Source organism: Affinundibacterium fentianense (genome assembly GCF_018139545.1).
GTDB lineage: Bacteria > Pseudomonadota > Gammaproteobacteria > Burkholderiales > Burkholderiaceae_D > Undibacterium > Undibacterium fentianense.
Map to the genome: position 1 here is coordinate 875,898 of NZ_JAGSPJ010000001.1, position 13,903 is coordinate 889,800.

The following is a 13,903-nucleotide window of genomic DNA, read 5'->3' on the forward strand; positions in this document are numbered from 1 at the left end:
GGGCTCCTATTTACATCGATACTGCGGCCAAACTAAAAGAATACAAATTACTTCGCACTCATCAATGCAACAGTGGTATCCAACATACGGTTGGAGAAGCCCCACTCATTGTCGTACCAGCTAGATACTTTGACCAAACGACCATTTACTTTGGTCAATGTTTCGTCATATGTAGAAGATGCTGGGTTGTGGTTGAAGTCAACAGAAACCAATGGTGCTTTGTTGTAATCCAAAATACCTTTCAAGGCGCCTTCGGATGCTTCTTTCAGTACTTTATTGATTTCTTCAACAGTAGTGTCGCGCTTAGCGATGAACGTCAAATCAACTACGGACACGTTGATCGTTGGTACACGCATTGCGTAGCCGTCCAATTTACCGTTCAACTCTGGCAATACCAAACCTACCGCTGCAGCCGCACCAGTTTTGGTTGGGATCATGCTCATGGTTGCAGAGCGCGCACGACGCAAATCTTCATGCATCACGTCTGTCAACACTTGGTCATTGGTGTAAGCGTGGATCGTTGTCATCAAACCGCTTTCGATACCGATCGCGTCGTTCAATGGTTTCGCTAATGGTGCTAAGCAGTTAGTGGTGCAAGATGCGTTAGAAATAACGGTATCAGTTGCTTTCAATACGCCGTGGTTCACGCCATAAACTACGGTTGCGTCCACATCTTTGCCGCCTGGTGCGGAGATGATGACTTTCTTTGCGCCGCCAGCCAAATGCGCAGATGCTTTTTCTTTGGTAGTGAAGAAGCCTGTGCATTCCAACACGACGTCTACATTCAATTCACCCCAAGGGATATTCGCTGGATTACGTTCTGCGAATACTTTGATCTTGTCGCCATTAACGATCATCGTGTCGCCTTCAACACTCACCGTGCCAGGGAACTTACCGTGTGCTGTATCGTAACGTGTCAAATGCGCGTTCGATTCTGCGTTACCCAAATCGTTAATCGCAACGATTTGAATTTCATTTTTAAACTTACCACCTTCGTAATGTGCACGTAGGATGTTACGACCGATACGGCCATAGCCGTTAATTGCGACGCGAATCGTCATGGTTCAATCTCCAAAAAGACAAACAGCAACAAAAAATAAAACACAAAAAAACTTAAAATCCTTTGAACGAGGTTTATAGAAACCTCTTAGTCGGGATGCAGCGCTAGGCCGAGTCTCCAACCCTCCTGAGCAATAAATCGATATTGCGAGGAACGTGGTTACAGCGCCTACGACGCGATGCGCCCGAATATGAGGTTTATAAAAACCGCTATTGCATAGCACGCGGAAACGGCAGCGCATCCGCCGATGCCATCATCACGCTCAAATCATTCCAACCGTAACCTACTTCGGTCAGATCCAATCCATCCCAACTAAAATCTTGCTCGATGAGGATCTCTCCACCGAGCTCTTCGTAAAAATTGCGTGCTTGTGCATTGCCGTCAATCACCCAAATCACGCAACTGGTGCAGCCCATCGCTTGTAGAGAACGGGCTGCCTTGTGCAACATACGTTTACCGATCCCACAACGTTGCCATTGCGGACGAATATAAATCGCATTGATTTCACCATCTTTGCCCAGCTTAGGCTCGGGCAACTTCATTGCCGAGACAAACCCAACAATTTCATCTTCACTGACGGCAACATACACGCACAGGCTGTCTTCTTTTGCTGGCAATGCCTGCAAAATTGTACGCCAGTGCAGTACATTTTCGTTCATGTCCATCTCATCGAGATAGCTATCAGGAATCATGCCACGATAAGTCGTGCGCCAACCCTCGATACGGATCGCGGCAATCGCTTCCGCATCTGCGACTGTGGCACGACGTAATTGGATTTCCTTGATTTTATTCATATGGATTTAGGCTTACTTGCGCAGCGTCAAATTAAGCAAATTTAAGCCAAAACAGCTTTAACTTTAGCCACCACGTTTTCTACCGTGAAGCCAAAGTGTTTAAACAGGACAGGAGCAGGCGCAGATTCACCGAAAGTATCAATACCCACTACCGCACCTTCTAAGCCAACATACTTATGCCAGAAAGCAGTCACGCCTGCTTCGATCGCCACACGTGGCAAGCCTTTACCCAACACACTCAATTGATAAGCTTTATCTTGACGATCAAACACGTCAGTCGAAGGCATAGACACCACACGCGCTGGAATACCTTGTGCAGCTAATTCAGCAGCTGACTTCACCGCGAGTTCAATTTCAGAGCCTGTTGCGATCAACACGACTTTCGCATCTGCTGCGTCCTGCAAGATATAGCCGCCGCGAGCGATATCAGCAACTTGCTGCGCGCTACGTTCTTGGAAAGGCAAATTTTGACGGGAGAAAATCAAAGTCGATGGACCATCTGTACGCTTGATCGCTTCTGCCCAAGCGACTGTGGATTCTGTTGTATCGCATGGACGCCAGTTATCCAAATTTGGAATCAAACGCATACTGGAAATATGCTCAACCGATTGATGCGTAGGACCATCTTCACCGAGACCGATAGAGTCATGCGTGAAGACAAACAAACTACGAATCTTCATCAAAGCCGCCATACGAATGGCATTACGACTGTAATCAGAGAAGGTCAAGAAAGTGGCGCCGAACGGCAAGTAACCACCATGCAAAGCGATACCATTCATGATGGCGCTCATACCAAATTCGCGCACGCCGTAGTTGATGTGATTGCCTGCTTGGTTAGCGCGCACCGCGACACATTCTTTCCAGTTAGTTAAATTGGAACCAGTCAAATCAGCAGAGCCGCCCAAGAATTCTGGCAAGCTTGGGGCGAATGCTTGAATCGCGTTTTGGCTGGCTTTACGTGTTGCAATGGTTTCTTTTTTCTCTACCACAGTGGAAATCACTGCTTTGACTACTTCATCGAAATTCGCTGGCAAGCCATTGTTCATACGACGTTTCAATTCAGCAGCTTTGGCTGGATGCGCTGCGCTATAGGCAGCAAATGCGGCATTCCATTCTGCTTCTGCTTTTGCACCATCGGCTTTCGCGTCCCATGCGCTATACACATAGTCTGGCACTTCGAATGGTGGATAGTTCCAATCAATGTTTGCTCGTACAGCAGCGACTTCTTTATCACCGAGTGCAGCACCGTGTACGTTGTGTGTGCCTTCCATATTTGGAGAACCTTTACCGATCACGGTACGGCAACAGATCAAAGTTGGCTTATCCGATGCTTTGGCTGCGATGATTGCTTGATTGACAGCAGCGACGTTATGACCATCCACACCGCGAATCACATTCCAACCATAAGATTCAAAACGCGCTGGTGTATCGTCGGTGAACCAGCCTTCAACATGACCGTCGATAGAAATACCGTTATCGTCCCAGAATGCGGTTAATTTGTTCAGCTTCCATGTGCCTGCTAGGGAACAAGCTTCATGCGAAATACCTTCCATCAAACAGCCGTCGCCCATGAACACATACGTACGATGGTCAACAATATTCGCACCATCCACATTGAACTCTGCAGCGAGTAATTTCTCTGCTAATGCCATACCAACCGCATTGGTGATGCCTTGACCAAGTGGACCTGTGGTTGTTTCCACGCCTGGTGTGATGTGCACTTCTGGATGACCAGCCGTTTTGGAATGCAATTGGCGGAAATTGCTGATTTCAGACATCGGCAAATCGTAACCAGTCAGATGCAGTAAAGAATAATGCAACATCGAGCCATGGCCGTTAGACAAAACGAAACGATCGCGATTCACCCATGATGGATTGGTCGGATTGTGACGATAGTGCCCCGCCCACAATGCCACTGCAATTTCCGCCATGCCCATAGGCGCACCTGGATGACCAGAATTGGCTTTTTGAACAGCGTCCATAGACAATGCGCGAATGGCATTGGCCATCTTAGAGGTATTTTCAGGCTGGAATGTGGATGTCATAGCGGCAGAGGAGAAAAGTTTATAAAAATCGTGCGGGGGACAACGATGTCATTTTGAGGCTATGACTAGGCTTTAGTCACAAAACATTGCCCAAAATCATCGTTTTATTCATCAAAAGTCCGTTATTTTACCAGAGCAGCGCGCCTCAGAATACAATTGCGACTTTCACATCATTTTTAGACGAATTTATGGAAGGTTTACACCTTACTGCGGATTGTTACGCGTGCCAATGTGATCATGAGCTTTTGATTGACCAAACAAAACTAAGCGACTCAACCCGCGCAATGGCATCTGAAGCGGGTTTAACTATTGTAGGAGAGAAATTTTATCCTTTTAAACATGCCGATGGCGCGCCCGCTGGCGTCACTGGGGCATTGCTCTTAGCAGAGTCACACATTGCCATTCATACTTGGCCCGAACGCCGCACCGTCACGTTAGACATTTACGTTTGTAATTTTGAGAAAGACAATAGCGACAAAGCAAGGATCATTCTCCAACAACTCATTAATCATTTCCAACCCGAACAGATATCAAAAAACGAATTAATGCGCGGCTTGCCTATTCAATCATCCACTCCGGCGAGTCCAATTGCCATTGAACATCTCAGCGCTAATACTTCGATGCAAACGAAAATTAGTGCAACGCTCGTCCAGATTCAAAGCGAATTTCAATTGATAGAAATTGCAGAAACACCAGAATTTGGAAAAATTATGCGGATTGATGGCGCAATGATGACCTCTGAAGCCGATGAATTCTACTATCACGAAAGCCTGGTTCACCCAGCAGCTATAACACATGAGAAGCTCGAGACGGTACTAATTATTGGCGGTGGAGATGGAGGATCAACTGAAGAATTATTGAAGTATCCAAGTATTCGGTCGATCACGTTATGCGAAATTGACCCGATGGTTATTGCACTCGCCAAAGAGTATTTTCAACAGATACATCGGAACGCCTTTGATTCAGAAAAAGTTAGCGTTATTCATACGGATGGTTACGATTTTATCAAAACACAAGAAGCACAATTTGATCTCATTGTGCTAGATCTCACCGACCCCATCTCGCCAAACGGGAACAATATTGCCGAATCATGCTCAAGCAAAGCATTTTATGAAAGTTGCTATTCGCGCCTCAAGCCAGGCGGTTCGATAGTCCTGCATTTAGGCAGTCCCTTTTACCATCAGGAGCGTTACCAAGCGACACTTTCTTGCTTACATAAAGTGTTTGATCTCGTCCGTCCCTATTCAGTCTTCATACCAATTTATGGAGCGCAATGGGGAATGGCGATCGCGTGCAAAGCAAACATTCGCAATCAATGCTTCGACCCTAAAAATATTGACCGCCAGACTGTCGATACCCGTCTAACTGCACATAATCTTCGCGAACTGCAGTTTTACAATGGCGCCGTGCACGTTAACTTTTTCAATTCCTAATTCGATCCTGCAACACGATCCAGATTAAATACAACGGAACTTCAGCAACGGTAAAACAAAAATGCAAAGACCATCACAAGTCGGCAACCCAGCATTACAATAAGCCAGCAATGAACCAATCAAGCTAAAATTTTCAGTCGAATTAGGGTTGTTAATGAGTACTAAATTAAAACCACAGCGCCGTGTCTCGCACTCTCTTCCACTCGTTTTGGCGACCTCTGCGGCGGTCGTCGGTTTAACAAGTTGCAATCGAAATGAATCGAATGGAAGTCTGACCAGCGTTAGAGATGAATACAACAGTCTCGAAGACTGTCAACAAGATTGGGGCAGTTCTGACCCTTGTCAGCCACAGCCAGCCTCAGCCAATAGCAACACCATAGCGCATACCGGAAACACCTCAGGTGATCATGTCTATACAGGCCGTTATTGGGGGCCACAATATAGCGAAGGTCAGCGCGATATAGCACAGCGTAACTTTCTTGGAAGTCGCTATTTAGGCGGCACCTCGCAGTTGACCGATCGAGCGGTTAGTCGCAGTGTCACACGTAGCATTAGTCGCGGTGGTTTTGGATCCAGTTCGCGTGGCTTTTCTGGTGGAGGATAAGCAATGGAACGCGAATCGCTCAGCCCACGACTGGGCTGGCAAAAACAATTTGAAGAACTGGGCTTTAGCTATCACTCGATCGACGGACTATACTGGGACGAGCGCTACGCTTATCGATTTACCTCGCAACAAATCGACCTACTGGAACAGGCGACGATCGAACTTCATCAAATGAGTCTTGAAGCGGTCGATTTTGTTATTCGACATGGTCAATTTGAACAGTTTGCCATTCCTAAACAATTTTGGTCACAGGTGGAGGAAAGCTGGAGAGAGAAAGAGTTTTCCTTATTTGGGCGTTTTGATCTGAGTTGGGATGGGACTGGCGCGCCGAAAATGCTGGAATACAATGCGGATACCCCAACAGGCCTAGTAGAATCATCTGTGGCCCAGTGGTATTGGTTGCAGGATGTGCATCCCAATGCGGATCAATTTAATTCAATTCACGAAAAATTAATTGGCCAATGGGGTCGTTTTCGTCAAAAGGGTTTGGTCCATTTTGTTTGTGCAGACAGTGAAGAAGATATAGGTAACTTAAACTATCTCAGAGACACGGCGATTCAAGCCGGTTTAACGACCAAGCAATGCTCGATCAACGAACTTGGTTGGGACGACAGCAATGCGGAACTCGTCGACAATAACGACATCAAGATCGAAAACCTATTCAAACTTTATCCTTGGGAATGGCTTTGCCGTGAACAATTTGCACCGCATCTGCTAATTCGCCCAGCCAACATCATCGAACCAGCATGGAAAATGCTATTGTCGAACAAAGCAATTCTCCCCGTTCTTTGGGAAATGTTTACTGGTCATCCTAACCTCCTTCCAGCCTTCCACGAGGCGTGGCGAATAAACGGCAATTTTGTTAAGAAACCGCTACTTTCCCGTGAAGGCGAAAACATCTCAATTTATGCGGATGGTGAGGTGATTCGCAGTGCTGGCGAATACGGTAACGAGGGATACATTTATCAAGCCTTTGCGCCCCAACCGAAATTCGATGACGGCATCACCCCCGCCTATACGTCGATTGGTTCATGGGTCATTGGCGATACAGCAGCGGGCATTGGCATTAGAGAAGACGAAACCTTGATTACCAAGAACACTAGCCGTTTTATCCCACACTATTTTGTCGATTAATCCTTTTAACGCTTGACCGAAGACGAGGTCATTTTTATCAATCGCTATTCAATGAAAGCGCCTATGATTGCTCAATATTTCAATGACGGATTCATCGCATTTATTAGCCATTTTGGAACTGCCTTGGCATTCCTATTCATTTTTATCACCATTTATATCCGCATTACCCCCTACAAAGAAATAAGCCTTATTCGTCAGGGCAATACCGCCGCCGCGGCGAGCTTGTCAGGCGCAATGTTGGGCTACTGCGTCGCACTTGCTTCGTCCGTCGCGCACAGTGTCGACCTAGTCGATATGTTGATATGGGGCGGTATCGCTTTGCTCATTCAATTGCTCGCATTTTTTGCAGCGCGGCTGATTCTCCCCGGATTAATAAGTGACGTACCTGAAAATAAATTATCGTCTGGAATTTTTCTCGGTGCCCTGAGCCTTGGAATGGGTATACTGAACGCAGCCTGTCAAACTTATTGAAGACAACCAAACAACATCTAACATGCCTCGTTTCTATTACCCACACGCCATTCAAATCGGACATCATATTGATTTACCGAGCGCCACGGCTCATCATATTCTTGTGCTTCGTCTGAATCTAGGTGATCAGATTGAAATCTTCAATGGCGAAGGCGGCAGCTATATCGCGACACTTGACCACATCAATAAAAAGCAAGTGTGTATTACGGTGAAAGCTTATCATCCAGAAGAGGTTGAGTTGCCGTTTCAACTTGGATTAGCGCAAGCATTGCCCGAAGCTTCGAAGATGGACTGGATTATAGAAAAGGCTGTTGAGCTCGGGGTTAGTTACATTCAGCCGCTTGCAGCACAACGTAGCGTCGTCAAACTGAGTCAAGAGCGGGCAGAAAAGAAAATTCTACACTGGCGAGGAATTGTGCAAGCAGCGACCGAACAATCGGGTCGAACTCGGCTAACAAGCATAGCAGAACCCTGCGATGTAAAAAAATGGTTGGCGCAAACTGATTTACATAAACGTATTCTGCTGTCACCACGAGCACATCTTTCACTTGCTGATTGGTCGCGTCATCATCCTGCCCAAGCGATTACTTTAATGGTAGGCCCAGAAGGTGGCTTTTCGGACGCTGAGGAGGAGTTGGCGATCGAACAAGGTGCGATTGCTCTAAAAATGGGACCAAGAATTCTACGTACCGAAACGGCAGGACTTACTGCGATTAGCATCCTTAGCGCAAATTGGGGCGGCATATAGCGGTATCCTTGGTTGGTATTTTCGACCGCTAACGTCTTGGTTAACTAGCTTAAATTGTTACAACTTGGAACATTTTTCACACGATTTTATTCATTTGCTCTAGTTGTTCATCGCTATAATGGCGCTTTTGCACCATCAACTTTGAGCATAGCACAATGAGAAAACAACTTTTTAACCGCCTATTTATCAGTGCAGCATTAGGCCTCTGTTTAACCCTTGCGGGCTGCGGTGGTGACAATCAAACAAGTACGAATGCAGGCGTGTCGGTAGCCATGCCCCCAAGCGCCGCACCTGCAGAAAGCACAATAAATTTTCCTAAAACGCGCGACTCCTTCCTTATTAAACGCACGAGTACGAGCTATGCCGTTACTGACAAAGGTATTGCTGGAACTGTCACCAGTTTGCAAACGAGTCAAACAAGTATTAAGTTCACCGACTTTACAGTCAGTTTGCTGGCCGGCGACAAATCCAAGACGATCGCAGCAGCAGATTTAAATTCTTTAATTGAGCTATACATCGCTTTTTTTAATCGGGTTCCTGACGCGGAAGGTATGATCTATTGGATAAGTGAAATCAAGGCGGGTAAAACGATAGAACAACTCGCGGACAATTTTTATTCAGCGGCAATCACCCTAACCGAGGTAACAGGCTATTCAGATAGCATGTCAAATAGCGATTTTGTAAAGAAGATTTATAAAAATGTACTAGGGCGCGATGAAGTTGATCAAGAAGGCCTCAACTACTGGACCACCGAATTAAATCGAGGAAGCAAGACTCGCGGAAACTTAATTCGCACTATCGTTGGCGTCGCGCATGGCTTTAAAGGCGATAGCCAATATGGATGGGTTGCCGATTTACTCGACAATAAAGTCACGATCGGAACCTATTTTTCGATCCAACAAGGACTCAACTATAACACCCCAACGGAATCAATCACGAAAGGCGTGGCAATTGCAGCTGCAGTGACTCCGACCGATATCAGCTCTGCAAAAAATCTGATTGGCGTTAATGATAGCCAGTTTGACCTACGTAATGCCGCGCCCGCGCCACAAGTCAGTATTAATACATCCGTTGGTAATGTGATCGTCGAACTCAACCCAAGCAAGGCACCGATTACGGTTGCCAATTTCTTGCGCTATACCGATGTTGGCTTTTATAGCAATAAAATATTCCATCGCGTCATTAGTAACTTCATGATTCAAGGTGGTGGCTTCACCGTGGATATGATCCAAGCTTCGACCTATGCCCCCATCCAATTAGAAGTCAACAATGGTCTTAGCAATGTGCGCGGCACAATAGCAATGGCGAGAACCAGTGTATTAAATTCTGCTACGTCGCAGTTTTTTATTAACGTCGTTGACAATGTTTTTTTAGATACAAGCGGTGGCGGTTATGCTGTATTTGGCCAAGTAATCTCGGGGATGGACATTGTGGATAAAATTAAGGTGGTCTCAACCACGACAAAGAGTGGTTATGCAGATGTCCCGGTCACACCAATCATTATCACTTCAGTGACGCGTGTCAATTAATTACTCAAAGTAATAGGAGACTCGAAGGCGCTTCGGCGCCTTTGCTTTTTCATAATTTAAGCTATCAGCGATAGCGAACTAACCGCACTCTTGCTTGTTTCAATATATCAGAGTTACTTGAGGTTACTTTGATACACTGCGATTTCTAGTGAATCAGATTTCAATTCACACTTCGATTTTTTACTCCATTCAAAAGAAATCAACAATGACTACACTTAACTCGACGCTAAACTGGGTTGAAAATGACGCTCAGCAAAGTCTACTTTGGCGTTCTGAAAATCTGCAACGTGCACCAAAACAAGTGCAAGTTGCCGACGACACCATGAAAGCAGAAAATGCTTATCGACTAGCCTGTGAAGGCACAGCGTTACTTTGGCGAGGCGACTTTCAAAACGCAAAGAATCTTTTACAGGCAATCGCGCGTCGAATCGATCGTCGCCCATCAAAAACAAAAGTAAAGCCAGAACACGAGACTTTGCATCCGAGCCAAATTTTTCATTTACATCGACAAGCGCAAGCGCATCGCGCTCGTGTGCTTTCCATGCTTATCATTCCAATTCAGGCTGATTTTTTCATACCACTAAGAAGAGCACCAAATGTCGTTGAAGCTTGTATCGAGGCATATGGAAGTAGCGCGGAGGATTTCGCCATTTCATTGCGCGAATTACTAGGTGTAATCGGTGCGCATGAATGGCGTAAAAACGGTGTTCATATCCCTGCATTGAATGCAAAGATACACCCGCATTACGCTGTATTCTCCCCAGTGCGAGGTGAATATTTAGACTTAATTTCAAAGGCGCCACTCCCCTCTTTGGAACTGGCATTTGATATTGGGACTGGATCAGGAGTCATCGCTGCTTTACTTGCCCATCGCGGTGTAAAGAAAATCCTCGCCACCGACCAAGATCAACGCGCTCTCGCTTGCGCTGAAGAAAATCTAAGTAAACTAGGATTATTGGCGCAAGTTGAGCTATTGCAGCAAGACATGTTTCCTGAGGGACTAGCACCACTGATCGTTTGCAATCCCCCATGGATTCCTGCAAGGCCTAACGCACCGATCGAATACGCAATTTACGATCCTGAGAGTCGTATGCTCAAACGATTTCTACTGGAAGTTGGTAAGCATTTGGAAAGAAATGGCGAAGCATGGCTTGTGATGTCTGATCTAGCAGAACATTTAGGATTGCGAACAACCAGCGATCTATGGACTTGGATTGATGCTGGGGAACTTGAAGTCATCGGCAAACTAGACATACGTCCAAGTCATCACAAGAGTCAGCAGAGTCAAGACCCACTTCAAAAGGCACGCCAAGCAGAAATCACTTCACTTTGGAGACTACGTCGAAAACAAAATCGATAGGTTTCACAAACACGACAAAAGAGCATGCGCAAAATCAGGGACAGAAACGGCACAGACAACAACGAGAATCAACAACAATCCATTACCAAATAAAAAGAGCTACCGAATTAACGGCAGCTCTTTTTGCAGTTTCAATTGAAGTTCAAGATGCTCACGAGTTACCAGCATCTTGAACCATCATCAAATCGAACAACTAAGTTAATTCAACAAGAATTAATCCTAATATTACTGCACAACTGCTTTAACACTTGCACCGCTTACTGCAGCATAAGCATTCACTAACAAGTAGTAAGTACCAGCTGCAGGTGCACTGAAAGTAATAGTCTCAGTATTCGATGCGCCATCAGACTTCTTCGTGTAGCTAGTTGTTGTTGGCGCTGTCGTCATACGTGCATACAAATCACCGTCACCAGTTCCACCAGATAATGTGAAAGTCAGGCTCGTTTTGCCAGATGGAACAACAATACTATACAACTTGGAAGCATTTGTTGCTAAAGCGACAGATTGCGCAACACCGCTTACCAATACATTACCGCCTGTCGAACCTGTTTGGTAACTCGCAACGATGGATGCACCACTTACCGCAGCATCTGCCCGCGCCAACAAGTAATACGTACCTGCGGTTGGAGCGGCAATCGTAATTGTTTCGGTATTTGTCGTACCATCAGATTTTGCCAAGTAAGAAGTCGTTGTTGGTGCAGAACCTAAGCTTGTATAAATATCACCATCACCGGTACCACCAGACATTTTGAAAGTCAAGTTGCTTGCACCAGTTGGGACCACAAACGTGTAAGTTGCGGTTTGACCTGTACCAGCGGCAAAACTCACAGCAACATCCTTGGTCAACACGCCACCACCTGATGGAGGCGTTGTACCACCGCAACCACCAGTGACACCCACCGATGCGAAAGCTGCGGTTACGTCAGCAACAGTGTAACCACGATTAATTGCTGCTTTTTCTACACCGCAGGCGCCTTGGTTAAATGTACTATTTGCAGTCCAATACAAACGGTTCGCGTCTGCCATAACTTCGAATGCTTTGCGTACTGTCCAGCCCGATTTCGTTGCCAGCAAATAGAATGCCTTATTGAATACGCCGCTTGTATGATGCACGTCCATGCTGCTGGTGTACTTGCTAGCATTGCCAATCGAAATACCATCTAACTCTGGGTTGTACATGTAACGCATCGCACCAGAACCTTTTTTGATATCGTCACCGACCATAAAAGTGCCAGTACCACGCATGTACCATGCCGCAGCCTCGCCTGCCATGTCGGAGAACGCTTCGTTCATGCCGCCAGACATACCAGAATATACCAAACCAGAATTTTGCTCGGTAAAGCCATGACTCACTTCATGTGAAGTCACACCCAAAGAGACCAAAGGATGGAATGTTGAACCACCATCACCGTAACTCATTGCAGTACCATCCCAGAATGCATTTTCGTAATTCGTACCGTAGTGAATACGCATTTGCAATTTTTGAGAAATTGGACGTAAGCCCAACCAAGCTTGATACATGTTGAAAACAACATTTCCAAAGAAATGTCCATCATTCAAAGGTGAATACGCACCATTAATCGCTTTATATGTGTTTGTTGGGCATGTGAATTGAAACAAGGAGCCTGATCCAGATGTCGCACCATTCATGTTGTATGTATCGACATTTGTGCTCGTCATTTGGCATGAACTAGACACGACCAAAGGACCATAAGTCGCGCCACTGCCTGCTGGACCATAAGTATATTGACCAATACGTTGGTTTCCGCCTGGACCACCTGCATCTAAATGTGTAATGCCTTCCCATTGTTCGAGAACCGCACCAGTGTTCGCATCAATGAACGCGTGAGGACGGCTAGGATTGCCTTTGGAATCTATAGTTACGTAAGAAGTCAAATAGACCAGCTTTGCAACATTGTTAGCACCCATTTTTACGAACAATTTAGATTGTTCGTTATATGAATTGTTTGGATTTTTTAAATTTTTTGCTAAACCCAAAGCTTGCGTTGCATTGTATAAAGGTTTAACAGATGGCAAATCACGAGATAAGTTACTCAACAATGTACCGTGGAAAGAACGTGCAGCGTTCGACGCCAACGATTTTGTGCTATCCACATGCTCAACGATTGCTTCGCCCCAAACTGGCACGCCTTGATGCAATTGTTCATAGCGGGTCACCGATTTCGTGCCGTACTTTTGACTACGCAAAGCCTTCAGATCATTCGCGCCCAAACCCAACAATTCATTTGTTTTTGCCGATGTGCCGATCAATGATTTATTTAAACCAGCACCGACAGTGCTCAGATCAACTCGGTCCGCAGCCGCAACGCCAAAAGATGTTGCAACCAAAGTGGCCAACAATGTTGGACGAATGACAGCTTGCAATTTGATACTTTTTTTCATCTTATTTCCTACCTTCTAGTCGAAAACTCCCTAAGTATTGAATCGACCAAAGCTTATGGCTCAGGTCCCCATTTTTATTATTGCCAGTTTAACTACATAAAGTATGGGCTGTAGCGGCAACACGCTCTTCTTATTTGAGAATGTCCTTACTTCTAGGAATCTTTGACTAATCTCAATTGGCGTGTGCAAGTAGAACAGAGCCCGCTTCACTTGAAAACATATAAAATTAACTATACAAGTAGCTTTTTTTCTTAACCTTTAAGCAACAACAGAAGGAAATTCGGCAGAACTCGATAAACTTAAATAAAAAACAGCGAAAAAT

The 13,903-nt window shown here is 45.6% G+C and carries 11 protein-coding genes; 7 read left to right on the plus strand and 4 right to left on the minus strand.

Annotation, left to right across the window (positions count from 1 at the left end; all coding sequences use genetic code 11):
* Window positions 1-47 precede the first annotated feature (47 nt).
* From gap to tkt, 3 genes are all read right to left on the minus strand, one after another.
* Entirely contained in the window at window positions 48-1,061 is a 1,014-nt protein-coding gene (gap, locus tag KDM90_RS03840) for a type I glyceraldehyde-3-phosphate dehydrogenase (RefSeq protein WP_212674224.1), read from the minus strand.
* Between the two features lie 208 nt (window positions 1,062-1,269).
* Window positions 1,270-1,854: a GNAT family N-acetyltransferase gene (locus KDM90_RS03845; RefSeq protein ID WP_230409578.1), complete on the minus strand. Its 585-nt coding sequence runs from the start codon at window positions 1,852-1,854 to the stop codon at window positions 1,270-1,272.
* Window positions 1,855-1,895: 41 nt separating this feature from the next.
* Window positions 1,896-3,899: a transketolase gene (gene tkt / locus KDM90_RS03850; RefSeq protein ID WP_212674225.1), complete on the minus strand. Its 2,004-nt coding sequence runs from the start codon at window positions 3,897-3,899 to the stop codon at window positions 1,896-1,898.
* Between the two features lie 188 nt (window positions 3,900-4,087).
* Here tkt and speE point away from each other — a divergent pair, with 188 nt between their 5' ends.
* The 7 genes from speE to KDM90_RS03885 all read left to right on the plus strand — a co-directional run bounded on the left by speE (window position 4,088) and on the right by KDM90_RS03885 (window position 11,178).
* Window positions 4,088-5,332, plus strand: coding sequence for a polyamine aminopropyltransferase (gene speE, locus KDM90_RS03855; protein WP_212674226.1), 1,245 nt, complete (start codon window positions 4,088-4,090; stop codon window positions 5,330-5,332).
* A gap of 154 nt (window positions 5,333-5,486) precedes the next feature.
* Window positions 5,487-5,936, plus strand: coding sequence for a hypothetical protein (locus KDM90_RS03860; RefSeq protein WP_212674227.1), 450 nt, complete (start codon window positions 5,487-5,489; stop codon window positions 5,934-5,936).
* Between the two features lie 3 nt (window positions 5,937-5,939).
* Window positions 5,940-7,070 (plus strand): glutathionylspermidine synthase family protein, encoded by a 1,131-nt coding sequence (locus KDM90_RS03865; RefSeq protein ID WP_212674228.1) that lies wholly within the window; start codon window positions 5,940-5,942, stop codon window positions 7,068-7,070.
* 63 nt (window positions 7,071-7,133) lie between these two features.
* Window positions 7,134-7,541: a DUF350 domain-containing protein gene (locus KDM90_RS03870; RefSeq protein ID WP_212674229.1), complete on the plus strand. Its 408-nt coding sequence runs from the start codon at window positions 7,134-7,136 to the stop codon at window positions 7,539-7,541.
* Between the two features lie 22 nt (window positions 7,542-7,563).
* Window positions 7,564-8,289: a 16S rRNA (uracil(1498)-N(3))-methyltransferase gene (locus KDM90_RS03875; RefSeq protein ID WP_212674230.1), complete on the plus strand. Its 726-nt coding sequence runs from the start codon at window positions 7,564-7,566 to the stop codon at window positions 8,287-8,289.
* A gap of 155 nt (window positions 8,290-8,444) precedes the next feature.
* Window positions 8,445-9,818, plus strand: a complete 1,374-nt coding sequence (locus KDM90_RS18520) for a peptidylprolyl isomerase (protein WP_212674231.1) — start codon at window positions 8,445-8,447, stop codon at window positions 9,816-9,818.
* 205 nt (window positions 9,819-10,023) lie between these two features.
* Window positions 10,024-11,178: a methyltransferase gene (locus KDM90_RS03885; protein WP_212674232.1), complete on the plus strand. Its 1,155-nt coding sequence runs from the start codon at window positions 10,024-10,026 to the stop codon at window positions 11,176-11,178.
* 225 nt (window positions 11,179-11,403) lie between these two features.
* On the opposite strand, the gene KDM90_RS03890 is transcribed toward KDM90_RS03885, so the two are convergent.
* On the minus strand, window positions 11,404-13,581 hold the full coding sequence (locus tag KDM90_RS03890; RefSeq protein WP_212674233.1) for a M4 family metallopeptidase: 2,178 nt from the start codon (window positions 13,579-13,581) through the stop codon (window positions 11,404-11,406).
* Window positions 13,582-13,903: the final 322 nt, after the last annotated feature.

Excerpts from the sequence above, each read along its gene's own strand:
- KDM90_RS03870 (WP_212674229.1), top strand. The coding sequence starts at position 7,134 with ATGATTGCTCAATATTTCAATGACGGATTCATCGCATTTATTAGCCAT.
- speE (WP_212674226.1), top strand. The coding sequence starts at position 4,088 with ATGGAAGGTTTACACCTTACTGCGGATTGTTACGCGTGCCAATGTGAT.
- KDM90_RS03885 (WP_212674232.1), top strand. The coding sequence starts at position 10,024 with ATGACTACACTTAACTCGACGCTAAACTGGGTTGAAAATGACGCTCAG.
- KDM90_RS03890 (WP_212674233.1), bottom strand. The coding sequence starts at position 13,581 with ATGAAAAAAAGTATCAAATTGCAAGCTGTCATTCGTCCAACATTGTTG.
- tkt (WP_212674225.1), bottom strand. The coding sequence starts at position 3,899 with ATGACATCCACATTCCAGCCTGAAAATACCTCTAAGATGGCCAATGCC.
- KDM90_RS18520 (WP_212674231.1), top strand. The coding sequence starts at position 8,445 with ATGAGAAAACAACTTTTTAACCGCCTATTTATCAGTGCAGCATTAGGC.
- KDM90_RS03845 (WP_230409578.1), bottom strand. The coding sequence starts at position 1,854 with ATGAATAAAATCAAGGAAATCCAATTACGTCGTGCCACAGTCGCAGAT.
- gap (WP_212674224.1), bottom strand. The coding sequence starts at position 1,061 with ATGACGATTCGCGTCGCAATTAACGGCTATGGCCGTATCGGTCGTAAC.
- KDM90_RS03860 (WP_212674227.1), top strand. The coding sequence starts at position 5,487 with ATGAGTACTAAATTAAAACCACAGCGCCGTGTCTCGCACTCTCTTCCA.
- KDM90_RS03875 (WP_212674230.1), top strand. The coding sequence starts at position 7,564 with ATGCCTCGTTTCTATTACCCACACGCCATTCAAATCGGACATCATATT.
- KDM90_RS03865 (WP_212674228.1), top strand. The coding sequence starts at position 5,940 with ATGGAACGCGAATCGCTCAGCCCACGACTGGGCTGGCAAAAACAATTT.